General features: G+C 64.8%; 2 protein-coding genes. Both read left to right on the top strand.

Translation table 11 applies throughout. The features are described 5' to 3' along the window. The first annotated feature begins 570 nt into the window (after nt 1-570). Nucleotides 571-19,371, top strand: a complete 18,801-nt coding sequence (locus Q7P63_08685; GenBank protein ID MDP0500164.1) for an FG-GAP-like repeat-containing protein — start codon at nt 571-573, stop codon at nt 19,369-19,371. An 8-nt stretch (nt 19,372-19,379) separates the two neighbouring features. Then, nucleotides 19,380-23,339 carry a hypothetical protein gene (locus Q7P63_08680; GenBank protein ID MDP0500163.1) on the top strand — a complete coding sequence of 1,320 codons (3,960 nt, stop codon included), beginning with the start codon at nt 19,380-19,382 and terminating at the stop codon, nt 23,337-23,339. Nucleotides 23,340-23,343 lie beyond the last annotated feature (4 nt).

Genomic DNA, 23,343 nt, shown 5'->3' with positions numbered 1-23,343 from the left:
GCAACTTCTGCTTCATGCGCGAAAATGCCGCGATGAGCGTGTAATAGAGATGTAAAACATCTTTTTGGCTTTTTAGTGCCATTTAGGCCTTCCTTAAAAGGATGGTAAAGAAATCAGGATATGGCTTGGTTTGGGTCTAGGGTTTAATTGCTAAGAATAACGTAATGCGGTTGGTAAAGTTTCTGTAATCAAAATCGCTAATAGTGCTTAATGGGACTGGTATCTATTTAGAAATCAGGATCTTGCGATGTGGTTTGGGTGCCTGTCTTGAGATGTTCAATTAAACGAATGTATGAGGCCCGATGTCTGTGCTTAGGCGGCCAAATCTGCGCTTGCGGTGGATTCCTCAGCTCAAATTTTACTATTTAAACCGCGATAATTGTTTGCTACCCAGTTTAGCTACTCGGCAATCGCTTCTCGCTGTGTTGATCGTCTCACACCTCACCTGTCTCTCGTGGAAAGAGGATTCATAGCTGCGGGGAGCGTTAGCCATTGTGTCTCTCTTCACTGGGTTTGATCCCCGGTAAACCGTCGTCTTTTGTGTTTCCTCGTTTCTCGAGCCGTCTTCCTATGATTGCAACCCGAGCTTCGCTGACCTTGCGCAGCGGTCTGTTGCTGTCCGCCCTCCTGTCTTTGCCCTTGGGGCAGGCAGTGGCCCAGCAAGCTGCCGTCACCCTCCCTTACAGTGCGCCAGCGAGCGGCTACGCTACGTTGGGTGCCACCCTCGCCATCGACGCCAAGGCCGAGCGCGCATCGCTCGAAGACGCCACCGTGGAAGTGAGCTGGGGCCGGGATGAAGTCGTTTCTCTCCCCCTCGACCTCACGGCGTGGGAACAAGAAGGCCAGGTGCTGATCGACGTGCCGCTGGGCGAGGCGGTGGCGTCGGGGCAAGTGACGATCGAGCTGGTGGGCACCAATGCCGCCTGGGAAGTCGTCGACCAAGGCGTGGACTTTGCCGAAACGCCGGGCACGGCAGGCGTATGGCTGGAGTCTGCCACGCGCGAAGCGGCGAGCGGCAAGGCAAAGTTTGTCCTGCGCAGTACCCGCCCCATCGGCGAATTGCCTAGCGCCAACGCCTTTGCCCTGTTTGGTGGCGAATCGCTCCCGCACATGGTCGTGCGGCCCCTCGACGCCTACCGCTGGCAGGTCGAGACGACCGGCAGCGTGTCGGCCGAAGGCGCCCTGCAGCTCGTCTTCAACGGCGGCGGGCAAGACGCTTACGGCCTCGCCCATACCACCCAACGCTTTTTCCTCCGTGGCCTCGAAGCGGAGCCTGAAGCACCGGCGCGCGCGGGGGCTCTCGCGAGTGGGCCGATTGCCGCTGCCGAAGTCACCATCCCGCTTCCGCTGGCCGAGTCCCCGGTTGGCAGTGGCATCTTTTCGGCTTTTGCCACCGGCAGCTTCAACAGTGGGGGAGGGCAGACCAACGCCTACAATTACCAGATCGAGCTCGAAGGCGGCGACCAACTGAGCGTCTACACCAACAGCACACTGGCGACTCCGCCCGTGCACCGCCTCCAGCTCTACGGCCCCACCGGCACTTTGCTGATCGGCAGCTCCAACGGTTCGCCCGATCCCATCCAGCAATACGCCATCACGACCCCCGGAACCTACACCGTGCGCTACTGGACCGATGGCAGCACCGATTTCGAGATCCGCATCGACGTGGGCCGGGGCGAGAGCCTTGAATCCGAGCCTAACGGCGAATTAGGCCAGGCCAATTTCCTCCGCTTCAATGCCATCGCCGGCGGCTCGCAGGCTCAAATCGCCGGTGCGCTGGCCGATCTGGAGCGAAATTCGTGGTTTGTCGGCTCCAACGATGTCAACGGCGACTTCTACCGCCTCGGCGCAATCAACGCCGGCAACTCCATCGACATCACCTATGCGTTGCCCGACGATTCGACGCTGGAAGTAGGCGATCTCGAGCTGGTGCTCTACCGCGCCGGGCAGGCAACCCCGCTCGCGATCACGAGCACAGGCAGCGGCCTCAGCCACACCGCTTCGGCCAACGACCTTTATTACCTGCAAGTCGGCATCAACGACAACCTCGACGGCACCAGCCTGGTCTTCGATGGCGGCACCGACCGCGTCGACCTGCCGCCGGAAGCGATGCATGGCCGCACCGCGATGACGGTCGAGTTCTGGATGCGTGGTACGCCCAGCAATCGGGCCCTGATCAGCACGGCCCACGCCAGCCAAAACAACGAGTGGCTGGTCTGGATCGTCAACGCCACCACGATGGACGTGTACGATCACGGCTCCTATAGGCGTTTTACCGTGCCTACCATCGACGAAGCCACCTGGCGTCATTACGCCATCGTGCGCAACCCGACTGCGGGCACGGTCGGAATTTTTGTCGACGGCGTTTCCGTCGGCAGTCAGGCCGCCACGCTGAACCCACTCAACAGTCAGGGCTTTGTGCTCGGGCAAGATCAGGACTCGGTCAACGGCGGCTACGACAGCAATCAGGCCTTTCTCGGCTCGCTCGACGACCTGCGGATCTGGTCCGTCGTGCGCACGCCCACCGAGATTGCCGACCACCAGAAGGTGATCCTCGACGGCGACGAGCCCGGCCTCGTCGCCTACTGGCGCTTTAACGAAGGCACCGGCACCGCCATTGCCGACGAAACGGCGAACGATTACGACGGCACCCTCAACGGCGTCGTCTTCCAGGGCGATGTGAATGCCGCCGGTTTCAACCCCGCCAAGCTCGGCATGTTGGCCCGCTACGTGGCCACCGCCACCATTTCCGATTCGATTGCGCCGACCGTTGTCGGGACTTCGCTGCCCAACCCGAACAACAGCGAATACTACGTCAGCTTTACGGTCGACTTCAGCGAAGACATGGCGCCGTTGACGGTTGCCAATTCCGCAAATTACTCGCTTGCCTCCGCCGGTCCAGACGGCTTCCGCGGCACGGGCGACGACGAGGTTTACACCCTCGCGGTAATGCCCTACGCCAACGGCACGCGGGTGACCTTCGACTTGCCCGACGGCCCGCTCCAGCCCGGCGACTACCGCTTTACCGCCGGCATCGGCCTGACCGACCGTGCGGCCAATGCTCTGGTGCCCTATACGCTCGACTTTACCCTCGATCCGTTGGGCGACTTCATCGTCGAAAACCGCTCCAACAACACCCGTGCGACCGCCACCCCGCTGGCTCTGATGATTGATGCGACGCACGACGGGACATTTACCATCGCGAACACCTTCGGCGCGGGTAATTTTACCGGTCTCGAACAGGTCGACCTCAACGGCGATGGCAACCTCGACCTCCTGGCGCTCGACACCGCGACCGATGTCGTCACGGCCTACCTGCATAATGGGGCCGGTGGCTACACGATGGGCGAAACCTACCCGCTGACGGACGAAGCCTATTATAGTGCCGTGGCCGACTTCAACGGCGACGGTCGCCTCGACCTCGCCGTGACGCTGCTCGACGACGACCAGATCCGCGTCTTCTTCAACCAGGGCGACGGCACGCTGCTCCCTGTGGGTACGACCAATGTCGGCGACGGACCCTACGAGATTGTGGCTGGCGACTTCAATGGCGACGGCGATGCCGACCTCGCGGTGGCCAATTACTATGGCGACTCTCTTACCATCCTGCTCAACGACGGCAACGGCAGCTTTACCGCCACCACAATCGACGCTGGCGCCAATACCGAGCCCTATGGCCTCGCGGTGGGAGACTTCAATGAGGACAGCCGCCTCGACCTCGCGTATACGGAGCATGCCGGCAATCGTATCGGCCTTCTCCTGGGGCAGGGCGACGGCACTTTTGCCTCTGCCACCTACCTGGCGCTCAACCCGACCGAGCAATCTCCGCAAGGCGTGCGCGCCGCCGATCTCGATGGCGACAACCACCTCGACCTCGTCGTCGTCTTCGACCGTAACTGGAACGCCTCGCAAGGCTCCATCTACTTTGGCGCGGGCGATGGCACTTTTGTGGACGAATACCGCTTCGATGCAGGCACCTATAGCAAGCAACTGAAGCTGCTCGATATCGACGGCGACGGCTTGCTCGATGTCACCGTCTCGACCCCCTACGAGTTCCGCTACCTCCTCGGCACGGGCCGACGCGAGTCTCCGCTCGCCGGAGCCACTGTGATGGACACGCTCGACTCTATGGACGGCGTGGCGGTCGACGACGTGACCGACAACGGTCGTAACGACTTGATCCTCGCGGGTAACTCGTCCGACAACTTTACGCTGCTCACCGGCAACCCCACCGTCGCCCCGCTGGCCGATGCCGGCATCCCGGGTCTCCGGCAGGCGCTCGGCCGCGGCAATATCCGCAACACGACCGACGTCGATTACTTCAGCTTCAGCGTCGATGCGGGCGACAAGCTCAGCCTGGTCGTAGACAGCATGCGCGAAGGCACCCAAACGATGGGCCTCGCCTACCTGATCTATCCCCTCACGGGCTCTACCTCGCTCAATGCGACGTACGGTAGCTACACCACAGGCCGGGCCGTTTCCAACCCGCTTACGCTCGCTGCCCCGGGCACCTACTATGTCGTCGTGCAGCGCAACTGGGATTATTGGGACGAATACCGCTTCCGCCTTTCTCTGGCCTCTAGCGACTTCCAGCTCGAATCGGAACCCAATGACAACATCAACCAGGCCGACCCCCTGAGCCTGCAGATCGAAGGCGGCGCGCTGCAAGGCAAGATGCTCGCCCAGGCCAATGAAGACGACACCAGCGGCGACTACTTCTCCATCGGCAATTACGGGGAAGGTGCCACCATCACGTTGACTTTCCAGAACACCGAGGACAGCAACCTGACGCCTCAGCTCTGGATCCTGACGAGCGACAACGTGGTGCGCTCGGGCGGTGCCCAAGGCCAGACCACCATCAGCTACACCGTGACCGAGGCGACCGAAGGTGCCTACTTCGTTCGTATGCGCGGGGTAGACGGCACGCGCGATTTCTGGGGCGAATACGTCCTCTCCGTCGAAGTCTCCGACGCGACCCCGATCCAGATCACGAGCGATACGCTGCCGGGCGAAGGCTCCACCGTCTCCACCATGATCAACGGCCTCAGCCTGACCGTGACGGAAGACCTCGATCCCGATTCGGCCAACAATGTCGCCTACTATGACTTGCGTTCCTCCGGGGCCGACGGCGTCTTCAATACCGCCGACGACGAAGTCTACACCTTTGATCGCCCCACTTATGTCAGCGGGCGCACGTTGACTCTTTCCTTCCCGGATGGCCCGGTGCAGCCCGGCGACATTCGCTTCAGCATCCCCGCCGGCTCCCTGCGCGACCGCTTTGGCAATACCTTGGAAGCGCCCTACGTGCGCACCTTCCGCATCGAAGGGCTGCCGCCGTTCGTGACCGAGAGCCGCTCCAACAACACCTTTGCCACCGCCGACTCGATCAGCGTCACGCCGAGCGACGACCACAGCGGCTCCTTCACCAACCTGCCTCCGGTCGCCACCCTCGCAGTGGCCCGCCGCCTCGCCACAGGCGACTTCGACCGCGATGGCAACGCCGACATCGCGGTGGCCTCTGCAGGTGACAGCTCGTTGAAGGTCTACTTCGGCACCGGTAGCGGCACCTTTGACGCCCCCGTCTCCTACGCGGTGGCTCAGGCCCCTTACGATGTAAAGGCGGTCGATCTGGATGGCGACACCTACCCCGACCTCGTCGTCACGACGGCGGTCAACCACCAAACGACGGCTGGTAACGCCGTGGTCTTCCTCAACGACGGCGCGGGCAGCTTCAGCAGCGCTTCGTATACGGTAGGTAACTACCCGCGTGACATCGCGGTGGGCGACTGGAACGACGACGGCCACCCGGACCTCGCCATCGCCAACTACCGGTATGTGAACTCCGATGCCGGCTCGGTCACTCTTTTGACCAACGACGGGGCAGGGGCCTTTACCGCCAGCACGATCCTCGGCGGCCTCAACCTGAAGATTTTCGGCGTGGCTGCGGGCGACTTCGACGGCGACGGCATCGACGACCTGGCGGTGACGGACGATCGGAATGCCCGCCTCGGCGTCTTGCTCAACGAGGGTGCCGGTGCGTTCTCCAACCCGCCCGTCTGGACCAATGTCATTGCCAAGCCCCGCTCGGTGCAGAGCGGCGACATCAATGGCGACGACGACCTCGACCTCGTGATTTCGTTTGAAGACAACGACAGCGTCTCCTACCTGCTCGGCGACGGTTCTGGGGCCTTTGCCTCAGTCGAAAGCCTCGACTTCAACAACAGCGACGGCTGGGCCCTGCTCTTGGCCGACATCAACGACGACGGTCAGCTCGACGTTGCGGTGGGCGGAGACGAAGGCGTCTCATACCGTGCCATCCGCTCCGGTGCCTTCCAGGCGCTCGTGAGTATGGACCCCGACAACCGAGTCTTCGAAGGCCTCGGTGCGGCCGACTTCAACAGCGACGGCCTGACCGACCTGATCGGCTCGGCGCAGGATGGCCGTATCGTCCTCTTTATGGGCCAAAGCGCCCTTCCGTTGGCCGAGGTCGCGGGTATTCCCGGCTTGCGCGAAGCCTACTTCCGGGGCCGTGGCCCGAATCAGGAAGAAGACTACTACGTATTCTCGGCCAACGAAGGCGATGTGCTGACGCTGGCTGCGACGAGTCTGGTCGCCAATTCCAATTACTCGCACACCGTTTATCTCTACGATGGGGTGGGAGCGCAGTTGGCGGTTACATACATTTACAATGGCTCGGGCGAAATGTACTATCCGGCGCTGCCCAACGCTGGCCGCTATTTTGTCCGGGTGGTTCCTTACGCCAATCGCGCGGAAGAGTACCGGGTGCGGGTCAGCCTGATGCCGCCCGGCACTCCGTTGGAAGACAGCTCCAACGATAGCGTCGGGGTTTCCGACCCCTTGAGTTTCTCGCCGGGCGCTGGTGGCCTCGTGGCTCGGATCTTTGCCAACTTCGATCAACGCGATACCGTAGACTACTTCCGTATTGGGAACCTCGGTGCCGGGGCGACCGTCACCGTGCAACTGCAGCAGCCGGCGGATAGCCCCTTTGTCCCGGTGCTCAAGCTCTTCGGCCAGACGGGCAGTGTGACGAAGCTGCAAGGTGCCCCCGGTGCGACCAGCATCAGCTACACCTTTGTCGAGGGCGAAGAAAACCTCTACCACGTGATGGTCGACGACGACGGCTCGGGCGGGCACCTCTTCTCGCGCTACCTGCTCACCGTCACCCTCTCCGACGCCGAGGCCCCGAGCATTACGGGCGTCACGCTGGCGGATGAAGGCGAGACCGACAACGGCCTGTTTGTGCGCTTCGACCTCACCTTCAGCGAAGACCTGGAGGCCGCGACGGTCAACGACCCGAACAGCTATGACCTGCGCACCGCCGGCCCGGATACCCTTTTCGGCACCGCCGACGACGAGGTTTACCACTTCCGCAGCCCCGGCTACACCACCGGGCGGACGGCTTCGCTGCCCATCGTCGACGGCCCGTTGCAGGCTGGCCACTATCGCTTGACGGTGGCAGCCGAAAACCTGCGCGACCTCTTTGGCAACTCGCTGGCGGAGGACTTCGTGCGCACCTTCCATATCGAAGGCGTGCAAGACACCGTCACCGAATCGCGCTCCAACAATACCTTTGCCGAGGCCGATCCGTTGGCCGAAGGCACAGGCTCCTCGGTCGACGGCTCGTTCGAGCTTTCCAGCTCCGTAGCAGTCGGCGTCGATACGGTCGACCTCGTGTTGCTCGATGCCGACGGCGATGGCGATCTCGACCTCGTGGGCGCGCTTACTACTGGCACCACGCCGCTGCGCCTCTGGCTCAACGATGGTACGGGCACGTTCTCCGGCGGCACGCCGATCGTGACCTATGGCACCGCACAAACGCCGCGCCGCTTGCTCGCCGCTGAATTGACGGGCGACAGCCTCACGGATATTGCGGTGACGCTCGACGGTAGCGACAGCGTGCGCGTCTACGCCAACAACGGCGACGGCACCTTTACCGAAACGGCCAATCTCAGCGGCGCGGGTGATCCCCATGCAATCGCGGCGGCCGACCTCGATGGGGACACCTTCCTCGATCTGGTGGTGCAGATGAGCACCAACCCGGCCCGCGTGGGCGTGTGGCTCAACGACGGAGCGGGCGCCTTCACCGGCGGCATCGTGCAGGGCTTTGCCAGCAATACCACGCTTGCGGGGATCGCGCTGGGCGATGTGGACGGCGATGGCCATGCCGACCTCATCACTTCCGATACCTACCACGACAACCTGCTCATCCGCCTCGGCGACGGCACGGGCGCGTTTGCCCCGGCCACTACCTATGGGCTCACGGACACCTCGCCGACGCATGTCGCACTCGGCGACTTCAACAGCGATGGTGCGCTGGATGTCATCGTGGCCTTCAGCTCGGAAAACCACTTCGATTACTTTGCGGGCGCAGGCGATGGCACCTTCACCCGGCGGGAAATTCCGCTTGGTGCGATTGAAAGCCCCAACCGCATTACGGTGGCGGATATCGACGGCGACGGCGTGAGCGACCTGCTCTTCCACGGCTATCGCAGCGGAGGCATCTATCTCTTCTACGGCCTCAACTACGGCGACAGTCCGCTGACCGGCGTGGTGCGTTACACCCAGCCCAGCCGCACCGAAGCAGGCGCGGTGGGAGACCTCGATGGCGATGGCTATCGCGAGATCGTAGCGGCCAACCAGGCCACCGACGGCTTCGACATCCTCACCGGGCGCCGCAGCCTTGGGCTCAAGAGCGATACGGAAGTGCTGGGGCTGCGCTATGCCCTGGCGCGTGGCACCCTGCGCACCGGCACCACCGAGACCGACGCCGACTACTGGAAGTTCTCGGCCCTCGCCGGCGACCGCCTGTTTGTCTCCACCGAGCACTCGATCAACGCGTGGACGAACTACTCCACCGTCACGATCTACGATGGTGGCGGGGCTTCGCTGAGCACGTTCAACGGCGATAGCCCAGGGGGCGAAGGCCAGAACAATCCGCTGACCATCGGTGCTCCCGGCACAATTTTCGTGCGCTTCTCTCCCGGCACGAGCACGGGTGAATACAGCTATGTGGTCAACCTCCTCCCGGCCCCGATCCAGACCGAGCCGGAGGACAACGATACCGTGGCCACCGCAACTGTGCCGGCCTTCGAGATCACTGCCGGCGAGAAGTCGGCCAGCGTCTTCGGCAATGTGGAGCGCGACGCCGACCAGGATCACTACCTGCTGGGCAACCTCGCCCCGGGCACGCAGATCAAGGTTACGCTCCGGCTGCCGGTCTATAGCCTGCTTGAGCCGATCATGACGCTCTTCCGCGACGGGGAGCCAGCCTTGGCTACTACGACCCAGGGCGAGACGTTTATCTCGGCCACGGTGCCGGCCGACCAGGGTGGGGCGTATTACCTGCGCATCACTGCTGGCGGCAATACCGGCAGCTACCGCTCGACTTATCTGGCCGAGATGGAGCTGCTCGACAACGCGGCCCCCGAGATCCTCGGCGCGACACTGCCCGCAGGCTCCAGCGATGGCTTTATCTCCAGCTTCAGCGTCAGCCTGAGCGAAGACCTCGACCCCGTGGTGGTCAACGACCTCGGTAGCTACGAGCTGCGCTACGCCGGTGCCGATGACACCCTCGACACCGCCGACGACGAGCAAATCGCCTTTACCGTCGGTGCCTACACGGCGGGCTCGGTCATCAACTTCGGCATCGTCGACGAGCCGTTGCGCCCGGGCGTCTATCGCTTCACCGCGAGTAACGCTCTGGTCGACCTCTACGGCAATCCGCTGCCGACTCCTTACACGCAGGTCTTCACCGTCTCCCAACTGAACGGCTTTACGACCGAAGCGCCGAACAACAATAGCGTGGCCACCGCCAGCGCGTTTGTGCTGCACCCAGGCGAAGACGGCTACCGCTCCGGCGGTCTGCGCGGTCGCTTGTCCACCATTACCCAGTTCGACTACTGGAAGGTCGCCGCTACGGCTGGCCAGAAGATGATCGTCGACATCGACGTCGTCGGCTCCTCCACCGGTTCGGAGCTGGATCTGACGGTGCGCGGCCCGAACAACGCCGTCATGACGGCTCTGGTAAGCCCGGACAACGGCAGCTTTGCCACCACCGGCCCCATCACCATCACGGAGACCGGCACGCATATTATCCAGCTCGACCGTTACGACTCCTTCGCTGGCGAATACCGCGTGCGTGTCACGCTGATCGATGCCGGCAAGCAGCACGAGACGGAGGCCAACAACACCGTGGGGGCCGCCAATCCGCTGACGCTCACCAGCAACGGCACTTCGCGCGGCGGCAACATCTGGGGCCGTGTCCACGATAATGGAGACCTCGATTACTTCTCGCTCGGTACCCTCGCCTCGGGCGAAACGATCTTCCTGACCGCCAACACGCCCACCACCTCCGGCCTCGTGCCTTCGGTGGCCGTCTACACCAGCTCCGGCTCCTTCGTCAGTGAAGTCAGCGGCGGTCGTTCGGGCGATGCCGTGGCGCAGGTCGATATTACGACCCCGGGCGACTACTTCGCCCTCGTGCGCCAGTCTTCGCAGACGGGCGGCCTGATGGCGGAATACTACCTCAACGTCGAGATCGCGCCTTCGGACACCACGCCTTACGCGAACTTACAGGTCCAGACCGTGACTCCGCCCAGCGGGGGCAGCATCCGCAGTGGCGACACGGTCAACTTCAGCTTCACCGTGCGCAACCTCGGTAACTCCGATGCGGCTACCCCGCCGTGGCGCGACCGTGTTGTCGTTTCCCAAAACGCGATCTTCGGCGATGGCGACGACCTCGAGCTGGCCGCCTTCGACCGCGCGGTGGGCCTGACCGCCGGTGCCTCCTATACGGTGAGCGAGAGCGCCGAACTGCCCGAGGGCATCGACGGCGACTTCTTCCTCATCGTGAAGACCGATGTGACGGATACCGTCGACGAATTCGTCTTCGAGGGCGACAACGTGACGGCTTCCGCCAGCACCTTCCGCGTCACCCGCGCAGCCTACCCCGATTTGGCGGTGCAAAATCTCGCCGTGGCGATCTCCGGGCCCAATGCCGATCCGGAAGTCACCTGGACGACCGCCAACGTCGGCACCGGCGGTGCCGTGGGCGGCCTCACCGAGACGCTCCAGCTCTTCAACCGCGACACGGGCAACCTCGTGCGCCAGCAGACGCTGAACCTGAATCAGGATCTGGCCAGCGGTGGCACTGCCCCGCGCGCGTTCACGCTCCCGAACCCGGGTCACGGCCATTACCGTGTCTACGTCACCACGGATGCGGAAGACGACTTCTATGAATTCGGCGCCACCACGCACGCCGAGGCCGAAGACAACACCTTCAGCACCGACTTCACCGTCTACGACTTCTATCAGGTCTCCGTGGCGGCCCAGCCGGCGGCTGGCGGCTCTGTGACGGGCGGCGGCACCTTCCAGGAAGGCAGCTCCGTCACCGTCACGGCTACGCCCGACACCAGCACGGCCCCATATTCCTTCTCGCGCTGGACGCGTGTGACCGGCGAGCTGCTCAGCACCCGCGCCAGCTACACCTTTGTGCCGACGCGCGACGAAAGCCTCATCGCCCACTTCGCGCTGCCCACCTACACCGTTATGCTCACCAAGAGCCTGGCTGAAGGTGGCACCGTCACGGGCGGCGGCAGCTACAGCCACGGGGCCAACGTCACGCTCACGGCCTCGCCCAAGCCGGGCTACAACTTCGTGGGCTGGCAGGAAAACGGCGGCAGCCTCGGCAACTCCAGCTCGCTTGCGCTGGTCATCACTGGCGCCCGCAGCATCGTGGCCCTCTTTGAAGAGAAGAACCCGAGCCACAACGTGACGGTGGCGACCCAGCCGGCGGGCATCCTCAGCCTGCCCGGGAGCGGCACCTACACCAATGGCCAGACGCTCAACCTGAGCGCCCCTGCCACGCATGTCGACGGTGCCACGGAATACCTCTTCCAGCAGTGGACGCTCAACGGCGTCAACTACAGCTCCAGCCGCACCGCCAGCGACACCTTCACGACGCTCGACCCGGTCGCGATGGCCTTCACCGCCGTCTACAGCTCGCGCAACTTCCTCCCCACCGTCACCAGCGCCACGCCGTCGATCCCGACCGCGCAGTTTGTGACCGAAGGGGCCGAATTCCGCGTGACGCTGGTCTTCGACCGCGCGATGAACCCGAGCATCCAGCCGACGGTGGCCATCGCCAGCGCCAATGCCGCGAACGTCCCGACGTTCCCGACCGGCGGCACCTGGACGGCCAACAACACCTGGCTGAGCAAGATCCTCACCTTCGGCGCAGGCGCCACGGGTGACTACACCCTCACCGTCAGCGATGCCACCGACACCGACGGCCGCACGATGAACGCGGCTCAGGTGCTGACCTTCAAGGTTGACGTGGATGCCCCGGCGGCTCCGACGCTTGCGCTCGGTGCGACTTCCGCCGCAACGGCTCAGGTGACGTGGAATGGCTATTCCGCTCCGGCCGACCTGCAGGGCTTCCGCCTGTTCCTCGATACGAGCGACTTTGCGACCGTCGACCCGGCGGACGCCATCAACTCGGTCGGCGCGGGCGTGCGCAGCCACGTCTTCACCAATCTGGAGCTCGACACCCCGTATTTCGCCGCCGTCGTGGCGGTCGACAATGCGGGCAACTTCGAGCCTGCAGTCACGACCCTCAGCTTCACCCTCGCCAGCGACATCCCGCCGCCCGTGGCGGTCACGCCGCGCGACTACACGCCGTCGGGCTTCACGCTCGATTGGGCGGGCTACGACCCGAGCACACTGAAGGGCTTTGCCGGCTACCACGTCTACCGTGCGCAGGCGGACTTCAGCGACGTCTCGGCGATGACGCCGGTGGCGACGCTCGATGCTGCTGCGACCAGCTACACCGTGACGGGCCTCGACCGCACGCAGGACTACTACTTCGCGGTGGTCGGCTTCAACCAGCTCGATCAGCAAAACCCGGCGGTGACGACCGTGGCATGGAGCGACCCGCTCTCCGGCGCGATCACCGAAGACCGCACCTTTGGCGGCAACGGCGCGACGGTGGAAGTGCTCCAGCCGGTCACCGTCTCCAACGGCGCGACCCTGGCGATCGAGCCGGGCACCACGCTCTACTTCGCTCCCGGGGCGGGTATCACCATCGCGGATGGTATTCTCGATGCCCAAGGCACCGCCCTGCAGCCCATCGTGCTTACCTCGGCCAATGATCGCCAAGGCTCGCCCACGGCGGCCCAGCGCGGCGACTGGGGTGGGGTGACGCTGCAGGACGCGACCAACGTGTCCCGTCTCGACTACGTCTGGATCGCCTACGGTGAAGGCCTGACCCTGACCGGGGCCACGCCCAATCTCGGGCCGCTCGCCCTCGTGCGCAACAGTGGCGCGGGCCTGACCGTGGCCAACGGCACCAGCCTGACCGCGAGCGACCTCTACCTGGCCTTCAACGACGTAGGCTTGGCCGTAGGCGCGGGCTCTGTGGTCGACCTCAGCAACTCCGTGCTGAAGAATAACACGAGCTTTGCCGCGACGAATTCCGGCGGCACGCTGACCGCTCAGGGTAACTGGTGGGGCACCTCCGACGCCGGTGCGATTGCAGGCTCCGTCCAGGGCACGATCGACACCTCCAGCCCGCTGCTCGAAGAGCCGCTGCTTGGCACCGGGTTTGGCCTCAAGAACGGCATCACGCAAACGACCAACGGCACGGTGACGCTCGTCATCGCCAGCTTCAACGCCAGCGCCTACCGCGTCAGCGAAGACTCGACCTTTGCGGGTGTGCTCTACGAAGACGTGTTTGGTCCGACTGCCGTCAACCCCTACACGCCGCAGCCCTGGGAGCAGGCCTTTACGGTCTCGACCGGTGCCGGCCTGAAGACGATCCACCTCGAACTGCTCAGCCCGACTGGCGGCGAAACGGCGGACGCCTCCGTCTCGCTCGACCTGTTGGGCGACGGCCCGACGATCCAGGGCTTCAGCCTGCAGGAGGGTGATCTGATCACCCGCCCGGTCATCGTTTCGGCCACCACCACGGCCCCGCTTGGCGTGGCCTCCGTCCGCTTCCTCGTCAACGGCGCTCCCGTGGCCGAGGTGGCAGGTTCGGCGCTCTCGCAGCGTTGGGACATCTCCGGCTACGTGTCGGGCGTCTATCGCGTCCGCGTCGAAGCCCGCGACATGGAAGGCAACCTGGCCGTGCGCGAGCTGAACGTGACGATCAACCCGCTGCCCGCCGGTATCCCGATCATCACCACGCCGACCGAAGGCACCACCGTTACGGTTGACACCATTGACGTCTCCGGCACGGCCGAGCCTTCCGTGGCCGTGCGCATCCTGCGCAACGGCGCGGTGGTGGCGACCGGAAATGCCAACGTCGACGGCGACTTCAGCTTCACCGCCATCCCGCTGGTCGAAGGCGCGAACACCCTCGTGGCCGTCGCGTTCGACGCGGCAGGCACGGGAGCTTCGCAGCCGGTTCAGGTGATCAGCGACACGATGGGCCCGGTGGGTCTCGAAATCGAACAGCCTTTGTATGACGCCAAGACGGGCCTGCTGATCCAGTGGCGCTACACCGGCGAAGAAGGCGAACGCCCGACCCGTTACGAAGTGTTCTGGGACACTGTGCCCTTCGACGACGTGGACGACGCGGCCTTCTCCAGCGGCATCCTGCAAGAGATGTCCTTCGCGCTCAAGAACCGCCCCGACCTGCACTACTACATCCGCGTGGTGGGCTACGATGCGGCGGGCAACGCGAGCGTGCCGACGGCCATGGTCGAGGCGACCCTCGACGAAACCGCCCCGGTGATCCAGATCTTCTACGACGAAGCCATGCCTGCCGGCCCCGGCGACCTGGGCGTGATCCTGCAGGCCAACGAGCCGCTGCAGGGCACCCCGACGCTGACGATCCTGCCCAAGGACATGCGCAGCCCCATCTCGGTGCCGCTCACGGCCAACAGCAGCCAGTCGTTCTCCGGCACCTTCCCGGTTACCGACGCCTCGGCCCGCTCCGGCATCGCCAACGTCACCGTCAGCGCCCGCGACCTCAACGGCAACCGCTTCACCGGCGCGCCAACGGGCGAGACGCTGGTCTTCGACGTCACTCGCCCGACCGGGGAGCTGCGCCTCAACCGCGAGGCCCCGATCCAGACGCTCACGACCCAAAGCGTGCAACTGACGCTCGAACTGAGCGAAGAAGCCGCAGCCGGCACCGCGCCCGAGCTGCTCTTCTCGCCGCCCAGTGGCGCAGACGTGGAGGTCGAGCTGGTCAACAGCGGCGACAACCGCATCTTCACCGGCCAACTGACGCTTTTCCCGTCGATGGGCCGCGGCGTGGGCCTCTTCCTCATGCAGGTCGAGGACGCGAACGGCAACACCGGCACCGTCCTGACCCAGGGCGAAGAGCTGGAGCTTTATAATACGCAACTGCCGCCTCCCCCGGCTGCACCGGCCTACTTTGCCGCCGATACGCTGCCGGGCGGCCAGATCCGCCTCGTGTGGGCTCCGTCGGAGCTGGCGAGCACCTATGCGCTCTATCGCGTGCCGAGCAGCCAGTCGGGCATCCCGAATGTGCTGATCGCCCAAGGCATCGCCGCGACCGAGTATGTGGACCTGCCGCCGACCGACGGCACCTACCGCTACGTCGTCACTGCGAGCCGCCTCGGCGCCGAAAGCGCTCCGTCGATCACCGTTACCGGCCTCTCCGACCGCGTGGCCCCGGCCGCGCCGCTCAACCTGCAGGCCACGCTTGGCTACACCGGCGTGCAGCTGACCTTCGACAACTCGTCCGGTGAGCCGAACCCGCACCACTGGGTGCTCTACCGCAACGGCACGCCGGTCGGCTCGCACAGCCCGATCCTCCGGGTGATCCGCGACACGCCGCCGCGTGGCGAGATGGTCTACCAGGTCGCGGCGTCCGACGCTTACGGCAATCACGCCCTCAGCAACTCGGCTACAATCGAGATGTATGTCGGCGCGGTCCGCAACCTCGCGGCCAACGTCTCGCCGCAAGGCGCCGTCGCCCTGAGCTGGACGAATACCGACAACCAGGCGACCGGCTATAAGGTCTACCGCAACGGGGTGCAGCAGACGCCGACACCGATCACCGGCGCGTCTTATGCCGACCCGATCGCGCTGCCGGCCAACAGCCCCGTCACCTACGCAGTAACGGCCGTCAACGATCAGGATCAGGAGAGCATCGCCCGCGAAATCGTGGTGCAGCCGCTCAAGCTGGCCCTGAAGGTCAACCCGAACGCCTCGGGCGTCGAGCAGGCCTCCGTCGTCGGCTTCTTCGACCTCTACCGCGTGGCCTTCAACCACGCCAGCGACAATGCCGACCTCAACTTCAGCGAAATCCGCGTCCGCCGCGACGTGGGCGGCAACGTGCTGCTCGAAACCTACCCGGTTTCGCAAGCCGTCACCGCCGGTGCTACGGCCGAGCTGGACGTGCCCGTGCCTGCGCCGGGCGCCAGCGTCTCGAACCAACTCATCACGCTGCACCTCAAGACCCAACCCGCCGAAGACGGCAGCTACCTGCGCTACCAGCTCGACCGCACCTTTACGGAGGGCATCGCCCGGCCGCAAAATGCGATCATGCTGACCCCGCAGGGCCGTCCGCTGGCCGGTGGCCTCTCCAACTTCGACGTGAAGCTGACCAACCTCGGCCATGCGCCCGCCCAGTTTGTGCTGGTGCGCGACAACGGTAGCCTGCCCGGCGATCTCGAGATCTCCGTGCGCACGGACAGCGGCCAGGAGGTCAGCGTGACCGAATTCCGCCAGCTCGTGCCGGGGATGACCTTCAACAGCTCCGGCGACGGCATGGTGGTGCTCAACCCCGGCCAGTCCCGGACCTTCACCTTCGAGGATGTCTTCGTGCCCGCCGTGTTGGCCGAGTCGACCAAGGCCCGCTTTACGGCCAAGATCGACCCGATCTACTACGGCCTGCGTTCGCCCGGTGAGCGCACGTCTGGCCCGGTGTCGGGCTCGACCGAAGCCACCCCGCGCGAAACGCCTTACTACGGCACCGCCTCGACCGCACGTGCGATCTACAGCAACGACGAGCTGATCACCGTAACCGGCCAGGCGCTGAACCGCGATGACGATACGCCGCTGCCCAACACGGCGCTGCGCCTCGGCTTCAACGTTCAGGGCTTCGTCTTCCACGAAGACGTGACCACCGACGGCTCGGGCAACTACAGCTTCGACTATCAGCCGCCGTTTGGCATCGCCGGTCGCATCGCGATCTGGGCGGCTCACCCGGAGGTCGTGGACGAGCTCGATCAAGCGTCCGTCACCCTCTACCGTAGCTTCATTGCCCCTGCGCGCGGCGACATCCGGATGTCGAAGAGCGATACGCTCGATTTCGAAGTGTCGCTGATCAACCCGGGCGACGTGCCGCTGGAGAACGTGACGATGGATGTCCGCGCCTACGTGGTGAACCCGGATACGTCCGAGACCGACATCACATCGGTCGACGCCATCCTGCGCGAACCGCTGCCCGTTAGCATCGGTGCAGGGGCTCGTGCGCCCGTGAAGCTGCAACTGCAGTCCACGCTCGACGCGCCGGATAATGCGGTGGTGGAGATCAAGCTGACGTCCGATCAGGGCGCGGCCTCGACCTTCACGGGCTTTGTCAGCCTCCTGCCGGCCATTCCGATCCTCTCGGTGGAAGCTCCGCAGATGGGCTATGTCGATCTGACCGTCGACCGCGGCAGCCTCAAGAGCCGCCAGGTTACGATCGTCAACAACGGCCTGCGCCCGCTCGAAAACCCGGTGCTGACGCCTCCGCAGAACATCTCGTGGATGCACATCAACCTGCCGCTCAACGCGCAGGGCAAGGCCGAACTGGAAGACATCCCCGTGGGTGGCAAGCTGACCTTTACGGTCGTCTACACCCCGCCGGAAGACGTCGAGATCGGCTACCACGACGACGTGGTCACGATCAGCGGCAGCAACGCCGTGTCGGACTTCGAGCTGGGTCTGTATGCGCAGATCAGCTCCAACCTGACCGGCAGCGTGCTCTTCTCGCTCGACAATACGCTGGTGCAGCCGCTGCCCAACGCGACCGTCCGCCTCCGTAACCTTGCCCTCGGCATCAATCGCGGTCCCTACAAGACCGATGCTGCCGGCCAGGTGCTGGTCGACGACCTGCAGGAAGGCCAGTGGTCGTGGCAGGCCAGCGCCCCCGCTCACAGCACTGCGGCGGGCACCGTGGAGGTGATCCCCGACCAGACGGTGCAGGTGGCGCAGCGCCTCTACAAGAGCCTCGTCACGGTCAAGTTCAGCGTGGTGCCCAAGCCGTTCACGGACCGCTACGAGATCAAGATCGAGCAGACCTTCGAGACGCGCGTGCCTGCGCCGGTGCTCTACCTCGACCCGCCGCAGTATAGCTTCGAGAACCCGCCGGACGGCTTCGAGACTACCGTCATCTTCACCCTGCACAACGAGGGCCTTATCCGCGCCTTCGATGTGGAGATCAGTGGGATGGAGCTGGACTGGGGCAGCGTGGAGCCGCTCATCAGTTACCTGCCGGAGATCGCGCCGCAGACGAGCATCGACTTGCCGTTCCGCTTCAAGATCTTCGACCCAGCGGAAGCCTCCCCGGCCCGTGCGGCCATGCGGGCAGGTGCCATCCGCGCCGGTGGCGCCAGCGACTTCGCCTCCTGCTTCCTCGGTATTCCGATGGGCGCAGATGCTGACCTCGCTCGCGGCATGGCGGCCTTGGTCAAGGCCTCCTACCAGTGCTCCGACGGTGCTGCCGCCAAGGCTGCACTCAGCGGAATGCTGCTCGCCTCGTCGATCCTGAGTGCTCCCGTGCACGTCAACCATGCACCGTGGGCCTACCTGGCCCGGGCCATCGGTTGCGCCACCAACTTCTTCGCCACGGCCGGTGGTGGAGGAGGAGGCGGAGGAGGGCCCAGCGGCGCGAGTGGCGGGCATGTCACCACCACCACCGGCTCGGGCTGCTTCCTGCCCGACACCCCGGTGTTGATGGCCAGCGGTGCTTCGCTCCCGATCGAGCAGATCTCCATTGGCGACCGCGTGGCTACCGGCCGTGCGACCAACGCTACCGTCGTGGATGTAGTCACCCTGCAGAAGGACGACGTCTACGCCATTACCTACGAAGACGCCCAAGGCCGCCCGGCCGGTCAGCTCTTCGCCACGGCCGAGCACAACATCTGGGTCGATGGCAAGGAATGGGTGCCGGTGGCGGGTCTGCAACTGGGTGACTGGTTGCACCGCGCCGACGGCTCGCAAGTCCGCATCGCTTCGATCCAGCCGGTTTCCGGCGAGCACACCGTCTACACGCTCCTCCTGGGCGAAGACAGTGCGTTCTACGCCAACGGCATCCTCGTGCAGGATTCCTGCGGCAACTACAGCCAATTGACTCAAGACGCTCTTCCGGAAGGAGGGCAGGCCGAATGAACTCTCCCGTGATCCTCTCTGTCTCATCCAAATTGAAGGCGGCCTGTGGGGCCCTGCTGGCGCTCCTGTTACTCGCTCCGGCTGCCCGGGCGCAACAGCAGTTCCAAGGCTGGTGCGCGCAGGTGCGCATCGAGATCCTGCAGGAGCTCACGACCGAGCGGGTGGGCTTCGAAGCCACCCTCGAAGTGACCAACAACACCGGCGAAGACCCGATTACCGACTTCGCCGCCCAGCTCACCTTCACCTATCCCGACGGCACCGACGCCTCCGACCTGTTCTTTGTGCAGGCCCCGGAGATCGAGAACACCAACGGGATCGACGGTTCCGGTGTGATCGGGCCCACGAAGACCGCCATCGTGCGTTGGTTCATCATCCCCAAGCCCACGGCAGGCGGCACCGAGCCCAACGGCAAGTTCTACGAGGTCGGTTGCGAGCTCTCCGGCAAGCTGGCCGGGGTAGAGATCCCCGCCGAGACGTTGCTCGTGATCCCCGACACGATCCAGGTGAAGCCCGAGCCGATGCTCGCGATCACGTACTTCCAGCCGCGCGACGTGCAGGGCGACGATCCCTTCACCCCTGAGGTGGAGAGCCCGATCCCGTTCACGCTCGGCGTGATCGTGACCAACAACGGCTACAACACCGCCCGCAACGTGGTGATCAAGTCCGAGCAGCCCCGCATCGTGGAGAACAAGCAAAAGCTGCTCCTCATCGCCCGCCTGCTCGGCGCGCGGGTGATGGACGTGCCCGTGCCCAACTCTTCGCTCACGCTCAACCTGGGCGACATTCCGCCCGGCCAGTCCCGCAAGGGCGCGTGGGACATGATCACGTCGCTCTCCGGTGAGTTCATCGAGTTCAAGGCCTCCTACACGCACGCCCCGGAGCTGGGTGGGGAAGAAACGTCGATCATCGAGAGCATCGACGCCCACTTCATCGCCCACGAGGTGCGCAACGACGAGCCGGGCCGCGACGACGTGCTCGACTTCCTCGCCGACACCGACCGCGAGGCCGACATGCTGCCCGACGCGCTCTACGAGACCAACGGCAACATCCTGCCCGTCAACCACCTCGACGACGCCCAGATCGGCAACCCGCTGACGGGCCGCACCTTCACGATCGACCTTTCGGCCGACTTTGAAGGGTGGGGGTACATGCGCCTCGCCGATCCCGGCCAGGCTCGCTACGGCATCCAGAGCGTGGTGCGCAACGACGGCAAGCAGATCGACCCGAACAACTTCTGGACCAACGTCCGCTACGACCCGAGCAACAACAACAAGCTCACCTATTTCAACCTGCTCGACCGCCTCGAAATCGGCTCCTACACCTACACCGTCGTCTACGCCCCGGCACCCGACGACGACGACCCACCCGTCACGCAACTGCGCTTTGCGGGCGACGTGACTGAGGCCGGGCAGACGTATTACATCACGCGCGAGACGCAGATGTACTTCACGTCCGAAGACGTCAACGCGGTCAGCATCTTCTACAAGGTCAACGACGGCGAGTTCCGCCCCGGGCTGCCCTTCTGGTTCGACGAACCGGGCTCTTACGACATCATTTACTACGCGCAAGACGCCGTGGGTAACCGCGAGACGGAGTCGTTCGCCCGCCTGATCATCCCGGGCAGCGGCCCGAGCATCGACGGCGTGGCCCAGGCCAACGATACGCTTTACCTGCGCGGCGACGCCCTGTCGGTCCGCCCCGGCAGTGCCGGTCTCTCGCTCGACATCGGGGCCAACCCCGTCGACATCGACGCGCTGGTCGAAATCCACCGCGGCGTCAAGGCCTTCCCGGTGCTGCGCGGCCTGCCGGTTTCGCCTACGCCGGACACCACCGCCTCGCTGCAGGTGACGGGTGAATACGTCGATTTCTACCGCTACCGCCTCAACGGTGGGGCGTGGTCCAGCGAACGCGCGGCCGCCGATCCCATCGAGTTGAACGGCTTGGGCGGTTCCGTCGAGGTGGCCGTGCTGGCCCGCTCGATGTATGGCGACTACCCGGCCGAGTCCGACGCTGCCGTCGTGCAGTGGGCGATCGACGGCTCGGCCGACGCGATTGCACTCGACGGCCTCGACGGCCACGTGGTCAAGACTCGCGACCTCACCTTGACGGTGACGAACCACCCGCACTTCCGCTGGAAGCTCGACGACACCTATCTCCGTGCGCCTCTGGCCAGCGGTGAGACCTTTACGCTCGAAAACCTGACGCCGGGCGAGCACAAGATCCACTTCCAGTTGGCCAACGATGCCACATCGGAAGAAATCGACGGCACCTACACCTTCCGCGTCGATCCGGCCTACGGCGCAAACCTCGCGCCGCTGCCGCTCGTCTACAGCGAGAGCCACGAAGCGGTGCAGGGCACCACCCTCGACCTCGATTGGGACGGCGCCAACGGCAGCGGCATCCTGCAGACTCCGGGCTGGTATACCGTGCTCGTGAAGCTGGTCGACCCGCTCGGCCAAGAGGCCTTCGTCACCCGCCTCGTGCGGATCGACGACCTCTCGGGCGCGCAAGACGTGCTGGCTGCCGCCGCGACCGGCCCCTCGAACGTCACGGGCCGTGGCTCGTGGGCGGTCTGGCAGGCTCGTGCGGCGGGCAACTGGGATGTGTTTGCCGAAAACTTCGCCGGCAGCGCCGGGCCGATCCAGCTCACGACGAGCCCGACCGACCAGCGCCTGCCGTCCACCGACGGCGAGCGCGCCGTCTGGCAGACCCGTCGCGAAAACGGCAACACCGACATCGAGCTGGTCGACCTCTCCGCGCCAGGCGTCCCGATCGCGATCACGCAGACGCTCGACCGTGACGAAGCCCGCCCGGTGATCGACGGCCCCTGGATCGTCTACCAGGCCCGCCCGCTCGGCAACGCCAGCGCACCGTGGCAGCTCTTCGCTCACAATACCGAGACGGGCACGACCGCACAGGTCGACCCGACTTCGCAGGACCAGCTCTACCCGTCGGTCCATGCCGGGCGCGTGGTGTGGCAAGACTTCCGCGACGCGGGCGGCGGCGAAATCTACTTCGCCGACTTGCGCACGGGCGAGGTCAAGCGCCTCACGAACGACCTCTACGGCCAGTTCTTCCCGGCGATCCGCGGCCATAGCATCCTCTGGCAAGACAACCGCAACGGCCAAGTGGAGCTCTACGAGTACAACCTGCGCCGGGGCAGCGAGCGCCAGCTGACGAATACGCCTTACAACGAGGCGCACCCCTACATCGCGGGCCGCTTTGTGGTCTACGAAGAGGATTCGCTCGGCGCGCTCACGGCCAACCTCCGCCTGCTCGATATCGACAGCGGCGTCTCGGCCACGCTCACCCGCAGCGACGTCTACAACCAGTTCGGCGCGATGGTGGCGGGCGAAGTCGTCTGGCAGCGCAAGCTGACGGTCGACGACAACCAGCCGGTGCTCCTGCGCTCTACGCTGCCCGCCATCCAGGTGGCGGAGACGAATTACAACGCGATTCCGGTCACCGCCGCGCTGGCAAACAGCGTCGCGAACGCCGCCGAATTGCTGACCGCGTGGCACGATGCCGCCGGGGTCACGGAGATCACCCGCTTCACCCAACTCGCGCCTACCCCCGAGACCGAGACGGTCGCCTGGGATGAAGACGCGGGCATGGCGACGGGGACGAACTTCGTCCTGCAGCCGGGCGACTTCCTCTGGGTCCGCTTCGGCTCGATGGCCGCGCTCGATCTGGGTGAACGCGAAAACACGCCGCTCGACCTCCCGGCAGGTCAGAGCGTGCTCTCCGGCTCCAACTTCCCGGTGGAATACACCGCCTACGACCTCATCGCCAGCCTCGGACAGGCCAACGTCAACGGCATCCGCCTGCTCGATGCCAGCACCGGTCTCTGGCGCACGGTCTCGGTCGACGGTGCGAGCCTCGTCGGCCCCAACTTCCGCATCCCGCCCGTCGCGGTGGTGCTGATCGATCTTGAACAACCCGTAACCGGCTGGACCAGCCAACCGTAGTCCC

It is taken from the genome of Verrucomicrobiota bacterium JB022 (assembly GCA_030673845.1).
In the GTDB taxonomy this organism is placed as follows: Bacteria; Verrucomicrobiota; Verrucomicrobiia; order Opitutales; family Oceanipulchritudinaceae; genus WOUP01.
This window is presented reverse-complemented; position numbering and strand designations above follow the sequence as displayed.

Excerpts from the sequence above, each read along its gene's own strand:
- Q7P63_08685 (MDP0500164.1), top strand. The coding sequence starts at position 571 with ATGATTGCAACCCGAGCTTCGCTGACCTTGCGCAGCGGTCTGTTGCTG.